Here is an 18,963-nt window from a genome sequence, read left to right on the forward strand (position 1 = left end):
TAAATTAAGGAGGTTTTAATGTGAAGATGAAGAAAATTATAGCCGTCTTAGTAACAAGTGCCATGATATTATTTACACTGGCCGGTTGCGCACCTAAAGTCACTCAAACAAAAACAAATAATTCAAATACTGTTTCAGCCAATGCAAAAGAAGGCGACATAGCGTCAATAAGACCTAAGAATCCTATAACCCTTACTGTTTATAGTCAGTTGGCAAATTTTCAGGGTGAACAGACAGGATGGTTTGCAAAAATTCTTTTGGATAAATTCAACGTAAAATTGAACATTGTCAAAGATGGCGATGGTGTTTTTGCTACAAGATTAGAATCAGGTAATCTTGGCGATATAGTGGTATTTGGAAATGACTCCACAGATTACCAGACAGCTGTAAAAGCCGGTGCATTGTTGGATTGGAACAAAGACAATTTACTCGATGATTATGGTCCTTATATTAAGGCTCACATGCAGATGGCTTTAGAAAAGAATAAATCTATTTCCGGTGGACATGTATATGGTTTTGGACATGATGTTGGCAGCACTGCTACAGAGCATTCAGCTCCATTCTATGGTCCATTCATCAGATGGGATCTGTATAAGCAGTTAGGATATCCAAAGATAAACACATTAGAAGATTTTATTCCTCTCTTAGAAAAAATGCAGCAATTAGCGCCAACATCTGACACAGGGAAGAAAACATATGGAGTCTCTTTATTTAAGGACTGGGATGGAAATATGGTTATGTTTGTAAAAGCTACGGCAGCTCTATATGGCTGGGATGAATTTGGATTTGGATTGTATAACGTGAATACAGGAGAGTATCAAGATGCACTAAAGCCGGGTGGAGAGTACTTGAGGATGCTAAAATTCTACAATACTTTATATCAAAAAGGGCTACTTGATCCAAATTCCATGACACAAACTTTTGATGACGTAACACAGACTTATAAAACAGGTGGTGCATTCTTTAATATATTTGACTTTATGAGTAGTGCAATATACAATACACCAGATCATCTGAAGGCAGGAAAAGCTATGATGCCTTTAGTGGCTTCCGATCAAAAGAATGTGGCTTATGGTTTAAATATGTATGGAGGGAATCGCGTTTGGACTATTGGCGCAAAAACACAATATCCTGAATTGTGCATGGCTATCATAAACTGGCTATCCACACCTGAGGGGGTAATGACAAATAACTATGGTCCAAAAGGTATAACTTGGGATTATGATAAGGAAGGCAGACCGTATTTGACAGAATTAGGTGAAAAAGCCATGAGTGATGGTAATACAGAACTTCCCGCTCCATACTCGGGAAAATTCAGCGATGGCGTTGATGAAATAAATAACACTACTTGGGCAATAGATTCGAAAAATCCAGATGCGAAAAATGGCGATACTTACAACTACAAATTCTGGGAGACGCAACAATCACTGCCTGTAAGTTCAATTGAACAGGATTGGAGAGACAAAATGGGCGTTCCTAACTTGGATCAGTACTTAGTAAAAAATAATCAGTTAGCAATTTCACTGGGAACTACTTATTCTGCTACACCTATGTCTAATGAATTAACTACTACCTGGAACCAAGTAAAGCAAATAATTGTAAATGGTTCTTGGAAAGCGATATATGCAAAATCAGATGCGGAATTTGACTCAATTGTAAAAGATATGACGAATCAAGCATATGCACATGGATATGAGGACTGCATCAAGTATCAACAGCATGAAGCACAGATACGCAAATCATTAGATGACAAAGTAAGAAGTAAATAAGCAGTATTGGGGTCTTACGCTTATTTGGTAAGATCCCAATTTTCAATCAATCTAAACGAAAGGAGTATTTTTCAATCGTGAACATTGAAGGAAACAACCGTTCACCAGATAAAGAATTTGGTACAAAGAGTTATAACAATTTTAAAGCTGCAATATACTGTCCTGTCGGAGATTTAATAAGCATTACAGATATAGAGCTATTTGCAAAAAAATTTGAATGGATCGAGAAACATATAAATATAGGAAAAGTCTACTTGGAAACATATCGACAAGGCGTAATTATTCCTAAAGATCAAATTGTAAAGCTAATAGATTTTTTTAAAGAAAAAGGAATTGAGATTGCAGGAGGAATTACGACTGACAGAGCTCCAAATGAGGAAGGAGGTTTTAATCCACTATGCTATACCAATCCTGATACAGTTCAATTTCTAAAAGATGTGGTGAAATTTACGGCTTCACTATTTGATGAAATAATTTTAGATGATTTCTATTTTACAAATTGTAGATGCTCATCATGTATCAAAGCAAAAGGAAATAGATCGTGGAAAGATTTTAGATTAGAGTTGATGAAAGAAATCTCTGAGAAAATAATAGTTGGTGCGGCTAAAGCGGTAAATCCAAATGTCAAGATGATCATAAAATATCCAAATTGGTATGAGCATTATCAGGAGACAGGTTATAATCTTGAAGAAGAACCAAAGATTTTTGATGGAATTTATACAGGCACAGAAACGCGAAATCCTATGTATACTCAGCAGCATTTGCCAAAGTATTTAAGCTATTTTAATTTGCGGTATATGGAGAACGTAGCACCTAAGCGGAATGGTGGTGGATGGTATGATCCATTTGAGTGTTCATACAATCTTACATCATATGCAGAACAAGCCTACCTGACGCTGTTTGCAAAAGCAAAAGAGGTGATGATGTTTAGTTTAGGTTCATTATTGGACCCAGAGTTTTCACTATGTGTGCCTTTAAATGGCCAAATTTTTATGGATTTGGATTCTTATTTGGGGGATATAGGTGAACCGACTGGTATTGCTACGTACTTGCCATATCATAGCCATGGGGAAGACTATTTGCATAACTATATAGGTATGTTGGGAATTCCACTTGAGCCGTATACTAAATATCCCGAAGATGCCAAAACAATATTTTTAACAAAAAGTGCAGCTATGGATAAAGATATTGTATTTAAAGTGGCTAAAAGCTTAGAAAATGGTGCAGATGTTATAGTTACATCTGGTTTTCTTGAAACGGCTACAAACCTTGGGTTTCAGAATGTATTGGCAAACGTTACAGTAACAAATAGAAAGGCAAGTATTAACAATTACGCTTACTCAAATGATGGAGGAATTGCATTTGGCGGTTGTGAAGAATCGACAAAATCAATTGAAATACCACAAATAGAATTTCAAACTAATGATACGTGGGAACTTATTGCAGGCTTTGGTGAAGATAACAACTTTCCTATATTGTTAAAAATAATTTATGGAAATGGTCATCTATATATACTTACTATACCAGAAGATTATGGAGATTTGTATAATTATCCCAGAAAAATTCTATATATAATTCGATCTATATTTTTGAAAAATAGTCCTGTAATGTTAGATTCAGTTTCGAAGATAGGATTGTTTCTTTATGATAATGACTGCTTTATTTTGCATTCTTTTATACCGTGGTACGATGAAGTCTGTTTAATATTGAGGAATGGGTACACGGCTGTAAAAGATTTAGTAAGTGGAAAGATTATAAAGTCAGAAATTGAAAAAGGAAATTATGTTATAAGATTTCGCATTCCTCCTGGAATAAATAAAGTATTTAAGCTTATAAAAAATGAATGATGTTATCAAATGTGAATTTATATTCAAAGTTGATAAAATGGAGGTTTTGTTATGGCAATAAATAAAATAAAATCCATTGATTGGTTTACAAATGCCCGCTTTGGTATGTTTATACATTGGGGATTGTATGCAATTCCTGCACGAGGTGAATGGGTACGAAGCCAAGAAAGAATATCTAATGAAGATTATGAAATATATTTTAGGGAGTTCAATCCTACAAATTATGATCCTCAACAATGGGCTCAATTGGCTAAATATGCAGGTATGAAATATGCTGTAATGACTGCGAAGCATCATGATGGATTTTGCTTGTTTGATAGTAAATTGACTGATTATAAGTCCACAAATACGCCTGTTAAGAAAGATTTAATAAAAGAATACTTAGATGCATTTCGAAAGGAAAATTTGCGTGTCGGATTATACTATTCGTTGCTTGATTGGCATCATGATGAATATCCAGCATATAATGATCCATATCATCCGATGAGAGGAAATGAATTATTTAAAAACAAAAATCATGATTTTTCAAAATACATAGATTACATGCACGGTCAAGTAAGAGAACTTACAACAAATTATGACAAATTAGATATTATATGGTTTGATTTTTCTTATGATGATAAAACAGGCGATGTATGGCGAGCATCAGATCTTGTCAAAATGGTTCGTTCTAATCAACAAGAAATATTAATAAATAGTAGATTAGGTGGAAATTTAAAATCAAAAAATCCTGAAATATATGCAGGTGATTTTGCAACACCTGAGCAGATGATTCCAACAGAAGGTGTTTTTGATGAATTGGGTAATCCTGTGCCATGGGAAGCATGTATAACAATGAATGACCATTGGGGGTATTGTGCAATAGATAAAAACTTTAAATCCTCAAAACAGATTATAAGACTTTTAGTAGAATGCGTAAGCAAAGGTGGTAATTTGCTTTTAAATATTGGTCCAAATGCTAAAGGGGAAATACCAGAAGAATCTGTAGAAGTGCTTTTGCAAATAGGTAAATGGATGAATAAAAATAGCGATAGTATATACAATTGCGGGTCATCTGAACTGCCAAAGCCAGAGTGGGGAAGGTATACGAAGAATGGGAAAAAGCTATATGCGCATATTTTTGAAAGAGGTTTAGGACCGATAGAATTGAAAGGTTTAAAAGGGAAAGTGAACAAGGCCAGATTGCTATCTGATCTCTCGGAAATTAAAGTTACTGATTATTGGCATGACAATTTAGGTGGTCAAGATTGTGCATTCCTCGATGTTCAATGGGCAGGACTTCCTGATGAAATTGATACTGTAATTGAGCTGGAATTAAAATGACAAAAATATGTTTTAACTTTAAGTCTAATGGAGGTAATTTTATGGAGAGATATAAACCAATAAGTGAAAAATATCCACACTTTTTTCATGGTGGAGATTATAATCCTGACCAATGGTTAGATTATCCTAAAATTTTAGATGAAGATATAAGATTGATGAAATTAGCCAATTGGAATGTGGTAAGTTTAGGCATATTTGCTTGGGCAGCCATAGAACCAGAAGAAGGCAATTATCAATTTGAATGGCTAGATCGCATAATGGACAAGTTGTATGATAATGGAATATATGTCATACTTGCGACACCTAGTGCTGCACCCCCGGTATGGCTTGTTGAAAAGTATCCAGAAGTAACAAGGGTTGATTCAAATAGAGTAAGGCATTTCTTTGGAGGGAGGCAGAACCATTGCTTTACGTCTCCTATATACAGAGAAAAAGTAAAAAATATTAATGAAAAACTTGCAGAGAGATATAAGAACCATCCAGCTTTGATTGCTTGGCATGTATCAAATGAATACGGAAATGACTGTCATTGCGATTTATGTCAAGAAGCATTCAGAAATTGGCTTAAGAAAAAATACAATAACGATATAAAAAAATTAAATCATGAATGGTGGAGCTACTTTTGGAGTCATACATTTACAGATTGGTCACAGATACAAACGCCTTCACCAATTGGCGAAACAACTATACATGGATTAAATTTAGATTACAAGAGATTTGTAACAGATCAGACGATAGACTTTTTTAAAAATGAGATTACACCTTTAAAAGAGTTAACACCCAATATACCTATAACAACTAATTTTATGGGGACTTTTCCGGGACTTAACTATTGGAAATTTGCAAAACATCTTGATGTCATATCATGGGACAGCTATCCGACTTGGCATGGAGATGAAGAGGATTGGGTAGTTGCATATAAAACAGCATTTGTTCATGACATCAATCGCTCACTTAAAGGTGGGCAGCCTTTTATGCTGATGGAAAGTACACCAAGTGTTACAAATTGGCAGCCTGTTTCAAAATTAAAAAGACCAGGAATGCATGTTTTATCATCAATACAGGCAGTTGCCCATGGAGCAGATACTGTTCAGTATTTTCAATGGAGAAAAAGCAGAGGAGGATTTGAAAAATTTCATGGCGCAGTAGTAGATCACTGCGGACATGAAAATACAAGAGTATTTAAAGATGTTAAAGAAGTAGGAAAAATACTAAAAAGGTTAGATCCGATTATAGGTACATCTGTAAAGCCAGAGGTGGCTATAATTTACGATTGGGAAAATAATTGGGCAATAGAAGATGCAAAAGGCCCAAGGCAAGAAAAAAAGGATTATCTTTTGACATGTCAGTCACACTATAGACCATTTTGGAGTAAAGGCATTCCGGTAGATGTAATCGACATGGAAAGCGATTTTAATAAGTACAAATTATTAATAGCACCGATGCTTTATATGTTAAAGGATGGTGTAGCTGAAAAGATAAAGCAATTCGTAAAAAATGGCGGAACTTTTGTAACGACTTATTTAAGCGGCATAGCAAACGAAAATGATCTTTGCTATTTAGGTGGCTTTCCTGGACCGCTGAAAGAGGTATTGGGGATTTGGAGCGAAGAAATAGATGCATTGTACGATAAAGATGAAAATTATGTAGTTTTCGATGAAGCTAACGAATTAGGCGTTAGAGGTGAATATAAAGCAAAGGAGCTTTGCGAAATTATTCATCTTGAAGGAGCAAGAGATTTAGCCAAATACAAAAAAGACTTTTATGTAGGTTATCCTGCTGTGACAGTTAATAATTACGGCAATGGGAAGGCATATTATATAGCATTTAGAAATAACGATGATTTTGTCGATGATTTTTATGGCAAGATAATAGAACTTTTAGATATAAAAAGAGCGATAGATGTTGATTTGCCAGTTGGAGTTACTGCTCAATTGCGGACAGATGGAAATAGAGAATTTATATTCTTGTTAAACTTCACAGATGAAGAGAAAGCATTAAATCTAAAAGACACTGAATATATAGATATAGTAGATAATGGCATATTAAGCGGAAAAGTTGTATTGCCGCCTTATGGATTTAAGATTGTAGAAAAGAGAAAATAAAGGGGTTGATAGACAATGAAATTTACAGATGGAAATTGGCTTGTAAAGAAAGAATACAACATTTTTGGAGCTGTAGAAGTAAATGATTATGAGATTAGTAGTAATAGTGTAATTTTATATGTACCTACGTTTCATGTAAACAGTAGAGGAAATACATTAGGTGGTCCTCTTTTGACTGTAGAAGTGAGTTCGCCGATGGAAAATGTAATTAGTGTTAAATTATATCATTTTAAAGGCAAGACAAAAAAGAGTCCTAAATTTAAAATAAACAGAAAAGAAGACGTAGAAGTAGATATAAAAGAAGATGATGGCTATATTGCTTTTACAAGCGGAAATCTTACGGCGAAGATAAAAACTAAAGGAGATTGGTCAATTGATTTTTTCATAGGTGATAAGCGTATTACTGGTACAGGTTTTAAAAACATGGCATGTATAACATCGCAAAGTGGAGATACTTACATGCGGGAGCAATTAGATTTAGGTGTTGATGAATATGTATATGGCTTAGGCGAGAGGTTTACGTCTTTTATTAAAAATGGTCAACAGGTAGATATATGGAATAGGGATGGTGGTACCAGCAGTGAACAAGCATATAAAAATATACCACTTTATGTAACAAATAAAGGATACGGTGTTTTTGTAAATGATACAGGACTCGTTTCATACGAGATAGCTTCTGAGAGGGTTTCAAAAGTACAATTTAGTGTGATGGATGAAGAGATGGAATATTTTATAATCGGCGGAGGAACCATAAAAAACGTACTTATAAATTATACTTCTCTAACAGGGAAGCCATCATTGCCTCCTGCATGGTCATTTGGATTGTGGCTTACAACATCTTTTTTAACAAATTATGATGAGAAGACGGTTAGCTTTTTTATAGATGAAATGCTAAGGAGGGACATACCACTTAGTGTATTTCACTTTGATTGCTTTTGGATGAAGGAATTTCAGTGGTGTGATTTCGAATGGGACTCAAGATACTTTCCTGACCCTGAAAATATGTTAAAGAGGTTAAAGGAAAGAGGTGTTAGGATATCTGTTTGGATAAATCCATATATAGCCCAAAAGTCGAAGCTTTTTGATGAAGCATCAGAAAAGGGTTATCTTCTGAAAAAGGCAAATGGGGATGTATGGCAATGGGATCTATGGCAGCCTGGAATGGGAATAGTTGATTTCACAAATCCTCATGCGTGCCAATGGTTTTCGTCAAAATTAGAAAAACTTATTGACATTGGCGTAGACTGTTTTAAGACGGACTTTGGCGAAAGAATACCAACAGATGTTGTTTATTACGATGGTTCTGATCCTGAAAAAATGCACAATTATTATACATTTTTATACAATAAAGTGGTTTATAATACACTTGCCAAAAAACTTGGAAAAGACAAAGCGATTGTTTTTGCAAGGTCAGCTACAGTAGGTAGTCAACAGTTCCCAGTTCATTGGGGCGGTGACTGCAATGCCACATATGAATCAATGGCAGAAACCTTACGCGGTGGTCTTTCATTAAGCATGTCGGGATTTGCTTTTTGGAGTCATGACATAGCTGGATTTGAAAGTACAGCTACACCAGATATATATAAACGGTGGACAGCTTTTGGGCTTTTATCTTCTCACAGTAGACTTCACGGCAATGCAGCATATAAAGTGCCATGGTTATATGGTGAAGAAGCCGTCGATGTTCTAAGGCATTTTACAAGATTGAAAAACAAACTGATGCCATACTTGTATTCAAAAGCGTATGAAGCATCAATTACTGGAGTGCCTGTCATGAGACCGATGGTTGTGGAATTTTTAGATGATCCAACTTGTGCGTACATTGATAGACAGTATATGCTTGGAGATTCTTTAATGGTTGCTCCAATATTTAACGAAGAAGGAATTGCAAAATACTACTTACCAAAGGGAAAATGGACTAATTATTTAAATGGCGCAGTCATAAATGGTCAACAATGGATTCAGGAAAAACATGGCTATATGAGTATACCTCTTATGGTTAAACCAAATACGATTATCGCAACAGGAAATATCGACAGTAGACCTGACTATGATTATTTAGACAATGTAACTTTTGAGATATTCCAGTTAGAAGATAGATTAGAGGCATCTACAGTAGTTTATGGAATAAACGGAGAAGATCAAGTAACCGTAATTGCTAGAAAAGATGGAAATTCAATTGTAGTAAATGTAGATGGTGCCAAAAAACCTTGGAGTGTATTGCTGGGAGGAATTTATAATGTAAATGAAATAGTAGGTGCTTCATATGAGGAAGATGAGTTGGGCATAAGGATAATACCTGAGAAAGATAGTTCAAAAATAAATATCATATTGTTGTAAGATATTATTAATAGATAAAAGGTTTCCACTAATAAATTGATTAGAGGGAAGCCTTTTATTTTTATAAAAAAGTAAAAAAATTTTTAAATCAAAGAAGGAATTTTAAAAATGACGTCGAATATATTATAACAAGATGTACGTACAATGATAAAAACATATATAATTTATAAGCACGTAAGATGAATTGCCTCACAGTTACTGATAATTCAAGGGAAAAAGTTAGCATAAAAAATTTTTTTAAAAAATTTTAAAATGGAAGGAGGAATTTTAAAAAACATGTAGAATATATATTAATATAAGATGTACGTATAAATTTAAAATATCATCTTAAATGTATATATAAGTAGTATCTATAGATAGTAAATGAATTTTAATATAAAGGAGCATTTATATGTTAGCTAAAATCGTTATCAATGCAGATAACAAAAAAGGCAAGATCAGTAAAAATATCTACGGCCATTTTGCAGAGCATTTAGGAAGATGTATTTATGGTGGTTTTTGGGTTGGAAAAGATTCAGAGATACCTAATATAGATGGGATTCGGAAAGACGTTGTTGAAGCATTAAAGAAGATTAAGATACCTGTATTGAGATGGCCTGGTGGATGTTTTGCAGATGAATATCACTGGAAAGATGGCATAGGACCTTATGAATCAAGACCCAAGATGATCAATGTACATTGGGGTGGTGTAATCGAAAACAATCACTTTGGTACGCATGAATTCTTTGAACTATGTGGTCTATTGAATGCAGAGCCATATATTTGTGGCAATGTTGGAAGTGGCACAGTTCAAGAGATGAGAGAATGGATAGAGTACATGACATTTGATGGAGAATCGCCAATGGCAAATTTGAGAGCCTCAAATGGTAGAAAAGAACCGTGGAAGCTTAAATACTTTGGCGTTGGCAATGAAAGCTGGGGCTGCGGTGGTAATATGCGCCCAGAATATTACGCTGATGTATATAGAAGATATTCCACATATGTCAGGAATTTTGGCAGCAATAAGATATTTAAGATTGCTTGTGGACCCAATACAGACGATTATAATTGGACAGAAGTTTTGATGAGAGAAGCTGGAAGACTGATGAATGGTCTTAGTTTGCATTACTATACAGTACCAGGCACATGGGAAAGAAAAGGATCAGCCACAGATTTTGATGAAGAAGAATGGTTTATCACGATGAAGAAAGCGTTATACATGGATGAATTAATAACAAAACATTCCACTATTATGGATAAATATGATTCTGAAAAAAGAGTTGCATTAGTTGTAGATGAATGGGGCACATGGTATGATGTAGAACCAGGTACAAACCCTGGGTTCTTGTATCAACAAAATACAATGAGAGATGCTTTGGTTGCAGGTATTCACTTTAACATATTTAATAAACATTGCGATAGAGTCAAAATGGCTAATATTGCGCAGACTATAAATGTTTTACAAGCAGTAATTCTTACTGATGGAGCCCAAATGGTACTTACACCGACATATCATGTATTTGACATGTACAAAGTTCATCATGATGCAGAGTTATTAGATTTTAATATTGATACGCCTGAATATAATGTAAATTCGAAAGAAAGTATTCCTCAAGTAACAGCTACTGTTTCTTCTGATGATAGCGGAAGAATTCATATTTCTCTGTGCAATCTAAATCCTGAAGAATCGGTAACAGTGGAATGTGAATTTAGAGGAGCAAAAGTAAGCAAAGCAACAGGTACAATTTTAACTGCTGATGAAATGAATGCACATAATACTTTTGATAATCCTAATAAAGTTGTACCAAAAGAATTTGACGGTATTAAAATTGCTGAAAATAAGATAGTCGTAACAATGCCTAAGATGGCGATTGTAGGGGTAGAAATTGATGGGTAATGGAAAATTTGAAATTGAAATATTGTAAAAGCTATAAAAACATAAGCGATGAAAATCCATACAAAGTAAAATTTTTGAGGATATTAACATAAATTTACGTTAAAAACTAAAAACATAAAGTTAAATTAATTTAATCTGATAAAGACAAAAATAATATTAAAAACTTGTTGATGCTGATATATGTAGGGTTTAATGCTTAATAATGTTATCAAGATACTAATTTGACATAGAAAGCATGGAATCCTACATATCAGATAAAAATTTACGGTGATCAGAAAAAAGCATATCTTAAAAATAGCCTAAATCAAAGCTATTGAGATGTGCACAAGTCTAAAACTTATTAAAAAGAGAGGTGATTGTTTTAAAAAAAATTTTAAGATATTAAATTTATTTTGTTAGGAGGGGAAATGATGAAAGGGAAAAAATTATTTATTTTAATTCTGACGATTGTAATGGTTATCTCAGCTCTCTTGACAGGCTGCAGTAACACAAAAACAACCAGCAATAATATAAGCAAAAACACATCTAGCAATAATACTAAAGAAAAGAAGACATTCACACTTTTCTACGATACATCAACAGCTACGCCATACGACTATACAAAGACACCTGTCTGGAAAAAGCTTTCTGATTTAACAGGTGTTAATTTACAAGTAAGTTATCTTGTTGGTACAGATGAAACATCAAAAGCGACACTTATGATAAGTGGTGGCGATTTGCCTGATTTAATTGTGGCAAGTAATAACACATTTGAACTTTTTAGAGAAGCTAATGATCTAGTGCCTCTTGATGATTTGATCGACAAATACGGAACAAACATTAAAAGATGGTATTCTCAAGAAGATTTAAACAAGATGAGAGACCCAAAAGATGGACATATTTATTATTTGACACCGGCAAGAAAAGCACAATACCTATATCCATATTCTGGTTTCTATCTTCCATTAGAGGTTTTAAGAGATGCTGGATGGCCTAAGAAATTAACGCTTGATCAGTATTTTAATATAATCGAAGATTATGTTAAAAAGCATCCGACATATAATGGACAGCCAGTAGTAGGATTTACTGCTCTTACTGACAGTTGGAAGATATTTACGTTAACTGGTGTTCCAAGTTACTTAGCTGGGAATGCAAATACAGGCGATGTATGGGTTGATGAAAACAATAAAGCACATCCATTTGCAATAAGCCAATGGGCACATGATTATTATAAAAAGTTGAACGAAGAATGGAACAAAGGCATACTTGATAAGCAGATGTTTACTAGAAATTATGATTCATATCTATCTTTGATTTCATCAGGAAGAGTTTTAGGATTTTACGATCAACGTTGGGATATCCAAAATGCAATTAATTCACTCGAACAGCAAAAACTTTATGACAGAGTACCTTTTGCTTTGCCTGTTACCTTCGATGGTGTTACAAAAGAAGACTATAATAGCATGAATATGACAGGAAATAGTGCAGGCATTGTTATAACAAAGAGCTGCAAAGATCCTGTTGCTGCATTCAAATTCTTAGATGCTATGTGCAGCGATGAAGCTTTGAAGCTTGAAAACTGGGGCATCGAAGGCAAAGATTATTCAGTAAAAGACGGAAAGATGTACATGACACCAGACCAATTAACTCAATATAAAGATAGCAATTATACTAAACAAGAAGGAATCGGACAATATTGGTATTTCCCACATCCAAATGACGGTGAAAAACTTGCAGATGGAAATTTTGCATCACCGCAAGATACTCCAGAATATATAGCAAGTTCATACAAACCATACGAACAAGAAGTATTAAAAGCATATAATATAACCAATTTGTCGCAAATGATGGCACCACCAATTGAAACACCTTATGGCTTTGTATACGATATAAGCATACCGGATAGTGAACAGCAGATTAAGATTGCAAACCAAAAAGCATCTGACCTTACAAGAAAATATGTAGCACAAATGATACCAGCAAAACCAGATCAGTTTGAAAGCATTTGGAAAGAGTACGTTTCTGAAATGCAGAAAGCCAATTACGATCTTGAAGTGCCATATATCCAGAAGCAAATTGATTGGAGAATACAGCATTGGGGCGCGAAATAATAAATCAATATAATTAAAATAATTAAAAAATCTTGTAATGAAGTACGATTTTCGTACTTCATTACGCTTAAAATATTATTTGGAGGATTGAACATGGCTGTTACAGATGCTAGAGTAGAAGTTTTATCAGAAGAAAAGATGGTAAATGATAAAAAAGACAAGAGAAAGAAGTTTTTTAGAAAATTAGCTCAGCAAAAGGAACTGGTATTGATTGTAATACCGTTTCTTGTATTGCTGATTATATTTAGCTATGTGCCGTTGTGGGGATGGATAATAGCATTTAAAAATTTTAATCCAGCTGTTGGAATAAACCAATCTCCTTGGGTCGGACTTGAAAATTTCAAAATGTTGTTTGAAGATCCAACTTTTTATCAATCAATACGAAATACGTTAGGAATTAGTATTTTAAAATATTTTCTTGGATTTTTTTCTTCAATAACATTGGCGATTCTGATAAATGAAGTTAGAAATGTGAAATTCAAAAAGACGGTGCAAACTATATCATATTTGCCTCATTTCGTTTCATGGGTTGTTGCAGCAAGTATCGTCCTTGATGTCTTATCACCAGATGGAGTTATAAATCAACTACTTCTAAAATTTCACATTATAAAGCAGTCTATAAACTTTATAGGAGTTCCACATCTTTTCTGGCCCTTGATGGCGCTTTCAGATATGTGGAAAGAAGTTGGATGGAATTCAATAATTTACCTGGCGGCAATGACTGCCATAGACAGTGAGTTATATGAGGCGGCAAGTATAGATGGAGCAGGCAGAATAAGAAGGATTTTCTCCATAACATTACCATCAATAGTGCCAACCATAAAAATACTTTTAATATTAAATGCAGGATGGATATTAAACGCAGGATTTGAACAAGTATTTCTATTATCAAATCCGATGGTTATAGACTACTCACAGACATTGGAATTGTATGTATACAATTATGGTATACCAATGGGGAGATTTTCATTTGCGACAGCAGCCGGTATATTTAACTCAGTTGTTTCTTTAGCAATGGTTACATTAGCAAATAGAATATCGAAGGCACTTAGTGGTGAAAGTGCATTTTAATCTAATTTACAAAATTTCAGGAGGTTATAAAGTGGCTAGAAATAATAGAATAAGGTTGAGTACAGAAGACATTGTATTTGACACAATCAATTACATTATTCTCACGATTGTAATAATAGTCACCCTGTATCCATTTGTACATGTATTAGCAGTTTCATTTAACGATGCTATAGATACAGTGAGAGGTGGAATTTATCTGTTTCCAAGGAAATTTACGACTTTTAATTACGTTTCAATTTTAAATGATTCTGAGATTTACAATGCAACGATAATCTCTGCATTAAGAGCTATCATAGGTTCTGTTTTAAATGTTATTGCAAGCATAATAGTCGCATATGCCATAAGCAGAAGGGATTTTGTTTTAAGAGGAATCGTTTCGAAAATTTTTACTTATTCAATGTATTTTACAAGTGGCTTAATTCCATATTACTTGTTGATCAGAGACTTACATCTTATGAACAATTTTTGGGTTTACATCTTGCCAGGGATAGTAAGTGCATGGAATATAATGGTTGTAAGAAGCTATATTGATGGTTTACCAGCTAGTCTTGTAGAATCAGCGAAATTAGATGGTGCAAGCGAACTAAGAATAATATTTTCTATCATATTTCCACTTAGTGTACCAGTATTAGCGACGATAACGCTTTTTGTTGCAGTTGGACAATGGAATTCATGGTTTGATACAATGCTTTTTTGTTCAATGAATCCAAATTTAAGCACATTACAGTATGAATTGCAGAAAGTTTTGCAGTCGACTCAGCAGTTTACACAGCAAGCATCATTTGATATGGGACTAAGAAACAATTCCAATACAGTTACCCCAGAAAGCATAAGAGCAGCTATGACGATAGTAGCGGTTGTTCCAATTATGATGGTTTATCCATTCTTGCAGAAGTATTTTGTGAAGGGTTTAACTATTGGCAGTGTTAAGGGTTAATATGTTTTTGATTTATATAAATCCTGAAAGGGTGAAAAAATGTTATGGCCAAATTTGATGATTTATCTAATCTGTTAAAAAAATTTGTAGATGATGGACTTCCAGGATGTGGTTGTGCAATTGCAAAGGATGGAAAAATTTTGTATGAAGGATATTTTGGGTATTCTGATTTAGATAAGAAAACACATATAACTGAAGACAGTGTTTTCCGTATTTTTTCTATGACTAAGGTAATAATCTGTACTGCTGCTTTGATACTTTTTGAAAGAGGAAAGTTCTTATTACATGAGCCAATTTACGAATATTTTCCAGAGTACAAAGATACTAAGGTATTTGTTACAGATTCTAATGGGAATGTGCATGTGGAGAGAGCAAAGAATCCTATGTTAATCAAGCATGCTTTTACTATGGCGGTAGGAATGCCGTATCCATTTTTAGATGATTCACCGACGGCAAATGAAATGAGAAGAATAAAAAAAGAGTTAAGCGAGAAGTATGGGAAATATGATATTGTAACAGAAGTTAAAGCGATGGGTTCAGTCCCAATTGCTTTCGAGCCAGGTACTCATTGGCTATATGGATATGGACATGATATAATTGCGGGGTTAATTCAAGTAATATCTGGGAAATCTGTAGGAAAGTTTTTATATGATGAGATATTTGGTCCCTTGGGTATGGATAGTACAGGATACCGTTTCCACGATGACATTGAAGAAAGAATGGTTTCTTGCTATAAGAAGAATGAAGATGGAACATTAGAGAAGGCTTCGGGGATATTTGATGAGTATCATCAGCCTGATGCTATTTATGAATCTGGAGGTGCGGGTCTTTATTCTACAGTAAGGGACTATTTAAAGTTTTCACAAATGCTTGCAAATGATGGATGCTACAATGGACAAAGGATCATCGGTAGAAAAACTATAGATTTGATGAGGGCAAACCAGTTAAATGAACGACAGCTAAAAGACTTTAATTTTAATAATCCTTATTTGGCTGGATATGGATATGGTTTGGGAGTTAGAACTTTAATGAATCCTGCTGAAGGCAATTCTAATGGTTCAATTGGAGAATTTGGGTGGACTGGAGCACTTGGGACTTATGTCACAATCGATCCAAGCGAAAGATTTTCAATGGTTTATATGCATCAAATGATTCCTAATATGGAAGTGTACCATCATTTACGTGTAAGAGCAGTTGCAAATGGTTGCTTGGTATAATGTGACGGAATATATTGAAACAATAGAGATGTTTACCAACTGAAAAATGGAAAAACGCATAGGACGGAAGGATAAAAATTTAATTTTGTTAGAAGCGTGATGATATTGAGAAGATTGTGGTACAGAAATCCTGCAAGGGATTGGAATGAGGCAATTCCTATTGGTAATGGGCGCTTGGGTGCCATGGTTTTCGGAACAATTGAAAAAGAACACTTTCAATTGAATGAGGATAGCATTTGGTATGGGGAACCTATTGATAGGAATAATCCTGATGCCATTAAATATTTACCTAAGATAAGGGAATTGATATTTAGTGGTAAGATTTCTGAGGCAGAAAAGTTGGCAAAGCTTGCACTTTCTGGTACACCCGAAAGCCAGCGCCCATATCAAACTATGGGGGATCTTTATCTTTACTTTACCCATCCAGACGAAGAAGTAAAAGAATATGTACGAGAACTCGATTTGCAGAATGCTGTTGCAAAAGTACGATATACTTTAGGTTCTGCAAATTATATTCGCGAATACTTTGCTAGTGCAGTCGATCAAGTTATAGTTGTGAGAATCACATCGGATACGCATGGCGGTATCTCATTTACCGCATGTTTGCGCAGAGGTAGGTATCTCGATGCAGTTGGGCGATTGTCTTCAGATACTATTTTTATGGATGTAAGTTGCGGTGGTGGTAAAGCTGTTCGCTTTCGTACATTGGTTCGTGCAGTGGCTGAAGGAGGTACTACTTATACAATAGGGGAGAATCTTATTGTTGAAAAAGCAGATGCTGTTACGATATTTATTGCTTGTGCAACATCATTTAGACATGAAGATTATCAAGTGATGTGTTTGCAGCAATTGGCGAATGCGTCCCAGAAACCATATGCTGAATTGTTAGAAAATCATATAAAGGACTACTCATCATTTTTTAATAGGGTAGAGCTAAAACTTTGCTGCACGGAACAAGAGTGTGAATTTGATAAGATTCCTATCGACGAGCGTCTGGAACGGTTAAAAGCTGGTTTCGAAGATTTGGGGTTGATCAGTATTTACTTTCAATTTGGACGTTATCTGCTTCTCTCTTGTAGCAGGCCAGGGACATTGCCTGCAAATTTGCAAGGCATTTGGTGCAAGGACATGACGCCGCCGTGGGATAGCAAGTATACGATTAATATTAACACACAGATGAATTATTGGCCTGCCGAGGTATGCAACCTGGCCGAATGCCATTTGCCGTTATTTGACCATATTGAACGTATGAGAGTATCAGGACGAAAGACCGCCAGAGAGATGTATGGTTGTCGAGGGTTTACTGCTCACCATAATACCGACATCTGGGCTGACACCGCGCCGCAGGATATCTTTGTTCCTGCGACATATTGGCCAATAGGAGCAGCCTGGCTCTGTTTGCATCTGTGGGATCATTATGAGTTTAGTCAGGATGTTGAATTCCTGCAAAAAGTTTATCCCACAATGAAAGAAGCTGCGGAGTTTTTTGTTGATTTCCTCGTGGAAGATTCGAAGGGCATACTTGTTACATGCCCTTCAGTGTCGCCTGAAAATACTTATATCCTTCCAACCGGAGAAAAAGGATCTCTCTGTGCTGGTCCTTCAATGGACAGCCAAATTTTGCAACTTCTTTTTGCTTGCTGTATTAAAGCAGCTAATATTCTGGGTATTTCAGATGAATTTACCGATACCATTAGGACAATGTTGAGAAAACTTCCAGCACTACAGATCGGAAAATTCGGCCAGATTATGGAATGGTTAGAGGATTACGAGGAAGCTGAGCCAGGGCATCGACATATTTCACATTTGTTTGCATTATATCCTGGTAATCTTATTACAAATACGACTACACCTGAACTTGCTCAAGCGGCAAAGGTTACATTAGAGAGGCGGCTTGCCCATGGCAGCGGGTATACCGGCTGGAGCAGGGCGTGGATTATTAATCTGTGGGCGAGGTTGGATGATGGTCAAAAGGCGTATGAAAATTTACTTGAGCTATTGAAAAGTTCTACATTACCTAACCTTTTCTGCAATCACCCTCCATTCCAGATTGATGGGAATTTCGGAGGTACAGCTGGGATTGCCGAGATGCTATTGCAAAGTCATGCGGGATGGATAAGCCTTCTTCCTGCATTACCATCGGCGTGGTCAGATGGGTATGTAAAAGGTTTACGTGCTCGAGGAGGAATAGAGGTGGACATTGAATGGGAGCAAGGGAAGCTTACTAAGGCACGATTGAAGGCGTCTTGTTCGGGAAAATATACCATACGGTATAGAAATTTAAAAACATTAGTTGATATTGAAGCTAATAGTTTTGTTGTCATTGATGATCAGCTTCATGAAATTTATTGAAGAAGAATGTTGCTTTTAGAAATGATTAGAAAATAT

11 protein-coding genes are annotated in these 18,963 nt (G+C 35.1%); all 11 read left to right on the plus strand.

Annotation, left to right across the window (positions count from 1 at the left end; translation table 11 throughout):
* The first annotated feature begins 20 nt into the window (after positions 1–20).
* The 11 genes from JJQ93_RS00335 to JJQ93_RS00385 all read left to right on the plus strand — a co-directional run bounded on the left by JJQ93_RS00335 (position 21) and on the right by JJQ93_RS00385 (position 18,927).
* The gene (locus tag JJQ93_RS00335) at positions 21–1,769 is read left to right on the plus strand and encodes a type 2 periplasmic-binding domain-containing protein (RefSeq protein ID WP_503009851.1); all 1,749 of its coding nucleotides are present in this window, start codon (positions 21–23) and stop codon (positions 1,767–1,769) included.
* 77 nt (positions 1,770–1,846) lie between these two features.
* Positions 1,847–3,616, plus strand: a complete 1,770-nt coding sequence (locus JJQ93_RS00340; protein WP_274892343.1) for a putative glycosyl hydrolase — start codon at positions 1,847–1,849, stop codon at positions 3,614–3,616.
* A 51-nt stretch (positions 3,617–3,667) separates the two neighbouring features.
* Positions 3,668–4,939 carry an alpha-L-fucosidase gene (locus JJQ93_RS00345; RefSeq protein ID WP_274892344.1) on the plus strand — a complete coding sequence of 424 codons (1,272 nt, stop codon included), beginning with the start codon at positions 3,668–3,670 and terminating at the stop codon, positions 4,937–4,939.
* Between the two features lie 41 nt (positions 4,940–4,980).
* Positions 4,981–7,044, plus strand: a complete 2,064-nt coding sequence (locus JJQ93_RS00350; RefSeq protein ID WP_274892345.1) for a beta-galactosidase — start codon at positions 4,981–4,983, stop codon at positions 7,042–7,044.
* A 15-nt stretch (positions 7,045–7,059) separates the two neighbouring features.
* The gene (gene yicI, locus JJQ93_RS00355) at positions 7,060–9,384 is read left to right on the plus strand and encodes an alpha-xylosidase (RefSeq protein ID WP_274892346.1); all 2,325 of its coding nucleotides are present in this window, start codon (positions 7,060–7,062) and stop codon (positions 9,382–9,384) included.
* A 391-nt stretch (positions 9,385–9,775) separates the two neighbouring features.
* Entirely contained in the window at positions 9,776–11,260 is a 1,485-nt protein-coding gene (locus tag JJQ93_RS00360; protein WP_274892347.1) for an alpha-N-arabinofuranosidase, read from the plus strand.
* 410 nt (positions 11,261–11,670) lie between these two features.
* Positions 11,671–13,350, plus strand: coding sequence for an ABC transporter substrate-binding protein (locus JJQ93_RS00365; protein ID WP_274892348.1), 1,680 nt, complete (start codon positions 11,671–11,673; stop codon positions 13,348–13,350).
* A 93-nt stretch (positions 13,351–13,443) separates the two neighbouring features.
* Positions 13,444–14,421: an ABC transporter permease gene (locus JJQ93_RS00370; RefSeq protein ID WP_143588989.1), complete on the plus strand. Its 978-nt coding sequence runs from the start codon at positions 13,444–13,446 to the stop codon at positions 14,419–14,421.
* Positions 14,422–14,452: 31 nt separating this feature from the next.
* The gene (locus JJQ93_RS00375) at positions 14,453–15,358 is read left to right on the plus strand and encodes a carbohydrate ABC transporter permease (protein WP_085113010.1); all 906 of its coding nucleotides are present in this window, start codon (positions 14,453–14,455) and stop codon (positions 15,356–15,358) included.
* Positions 15,359–15,402: 44 nt separating this feature from the next.
* Complete coding sequence (locus JJQ93_RS00380; protein WP_274892349.1) at positions 15,403–16,575, plus strand: serine hydrolase domain-containing protein; 1,173 nt, start codon at positions 15,403–15,405, stop codon at positions 16,573–16,575.
* Between the two features lie 99 nt (positions 16,576–16,674).
* Positions 16,675–18,927, plus strand: a complete 2,253-nt coding sequence (locus JJQ93_RS00385; RefSeq protein WP_274892350.1) for a glycoside hydrolase family 95 protein — start codon at positions 16,675–16,677, stop codon at positions 18,925–18,927.
* The last annotated feature ends 36 nt before the right edge of the window (positions 18,928–18,963 follow it).

This window comes from Thermoanaerobacterium sp. R66, assembly GCF_028895185.1.
GTDB lineage: Bacteria > Bacillota > Thermoanaerobacteria > Thermoanaerobacterales > Thermoanaerobacteraceae > Thermoanaerobacterium.

Excerpts from the sequence above, each read along its gene's own strand:
- JJQ93_RS00345 (WP_274892344.1), top strand. The coding sequence starts at position 3,668 with ATGGCAATAAATAAAATAAAATCCATTGATTGGTTTACAAATGCCCGC.
- JJQ93_RS00350 (WP_274892345.1), top strand. The coding sequence starts at position 4,981 with ATGGAGAGATATAAACCAATAAGTGAAAAATATCCACACTTTTTTCAT.
- yicI (WP_274892346.1), top strand. The coding sequence starts at position 7,060 with ATGAAATTTACAGATGGAAATTGGCTTGTAAAGAAAGAATACAACATT.
- JJQ93_RS00360 (WP_274892347.1), top strand. The coding sequence starts at position 9,776 with ATGTTAGCTAAAATCGTTATCAATGCAGATAACAAAAAAGGCAAGATC.
- JJQ93_RS00365 (WP_274892348.1), top strand. The coding sequence starts at position 11,671 with ATGAAAGGGAAAAAATTATTTATTTTAATTCTGACGATTGTAATGGTT.
- JJQ93_RS00370 (WP_143588989.1), top strand. The coding sequence starts at position 13,444 with ATGGCTGTTACAGATGCTAGAGTAGAAGTTTTATCAGAAGAAAAGATG.
- JJQ93_RS00380 (WP_274892349.1), top strand. The coding sequence starts at position 15,403 with ATGGCCAAATTTGATGATTTATCTAATCTGTTAAAAAAATTTGTAGAT.
- JJQ93_RS00385 (WP_274892350.1), top strand. The coding sequence starts at position 16,675 with ATGATATTGAGAAGATTGTGGTACAGAAATCCTGCAAGGGATTGGAAT.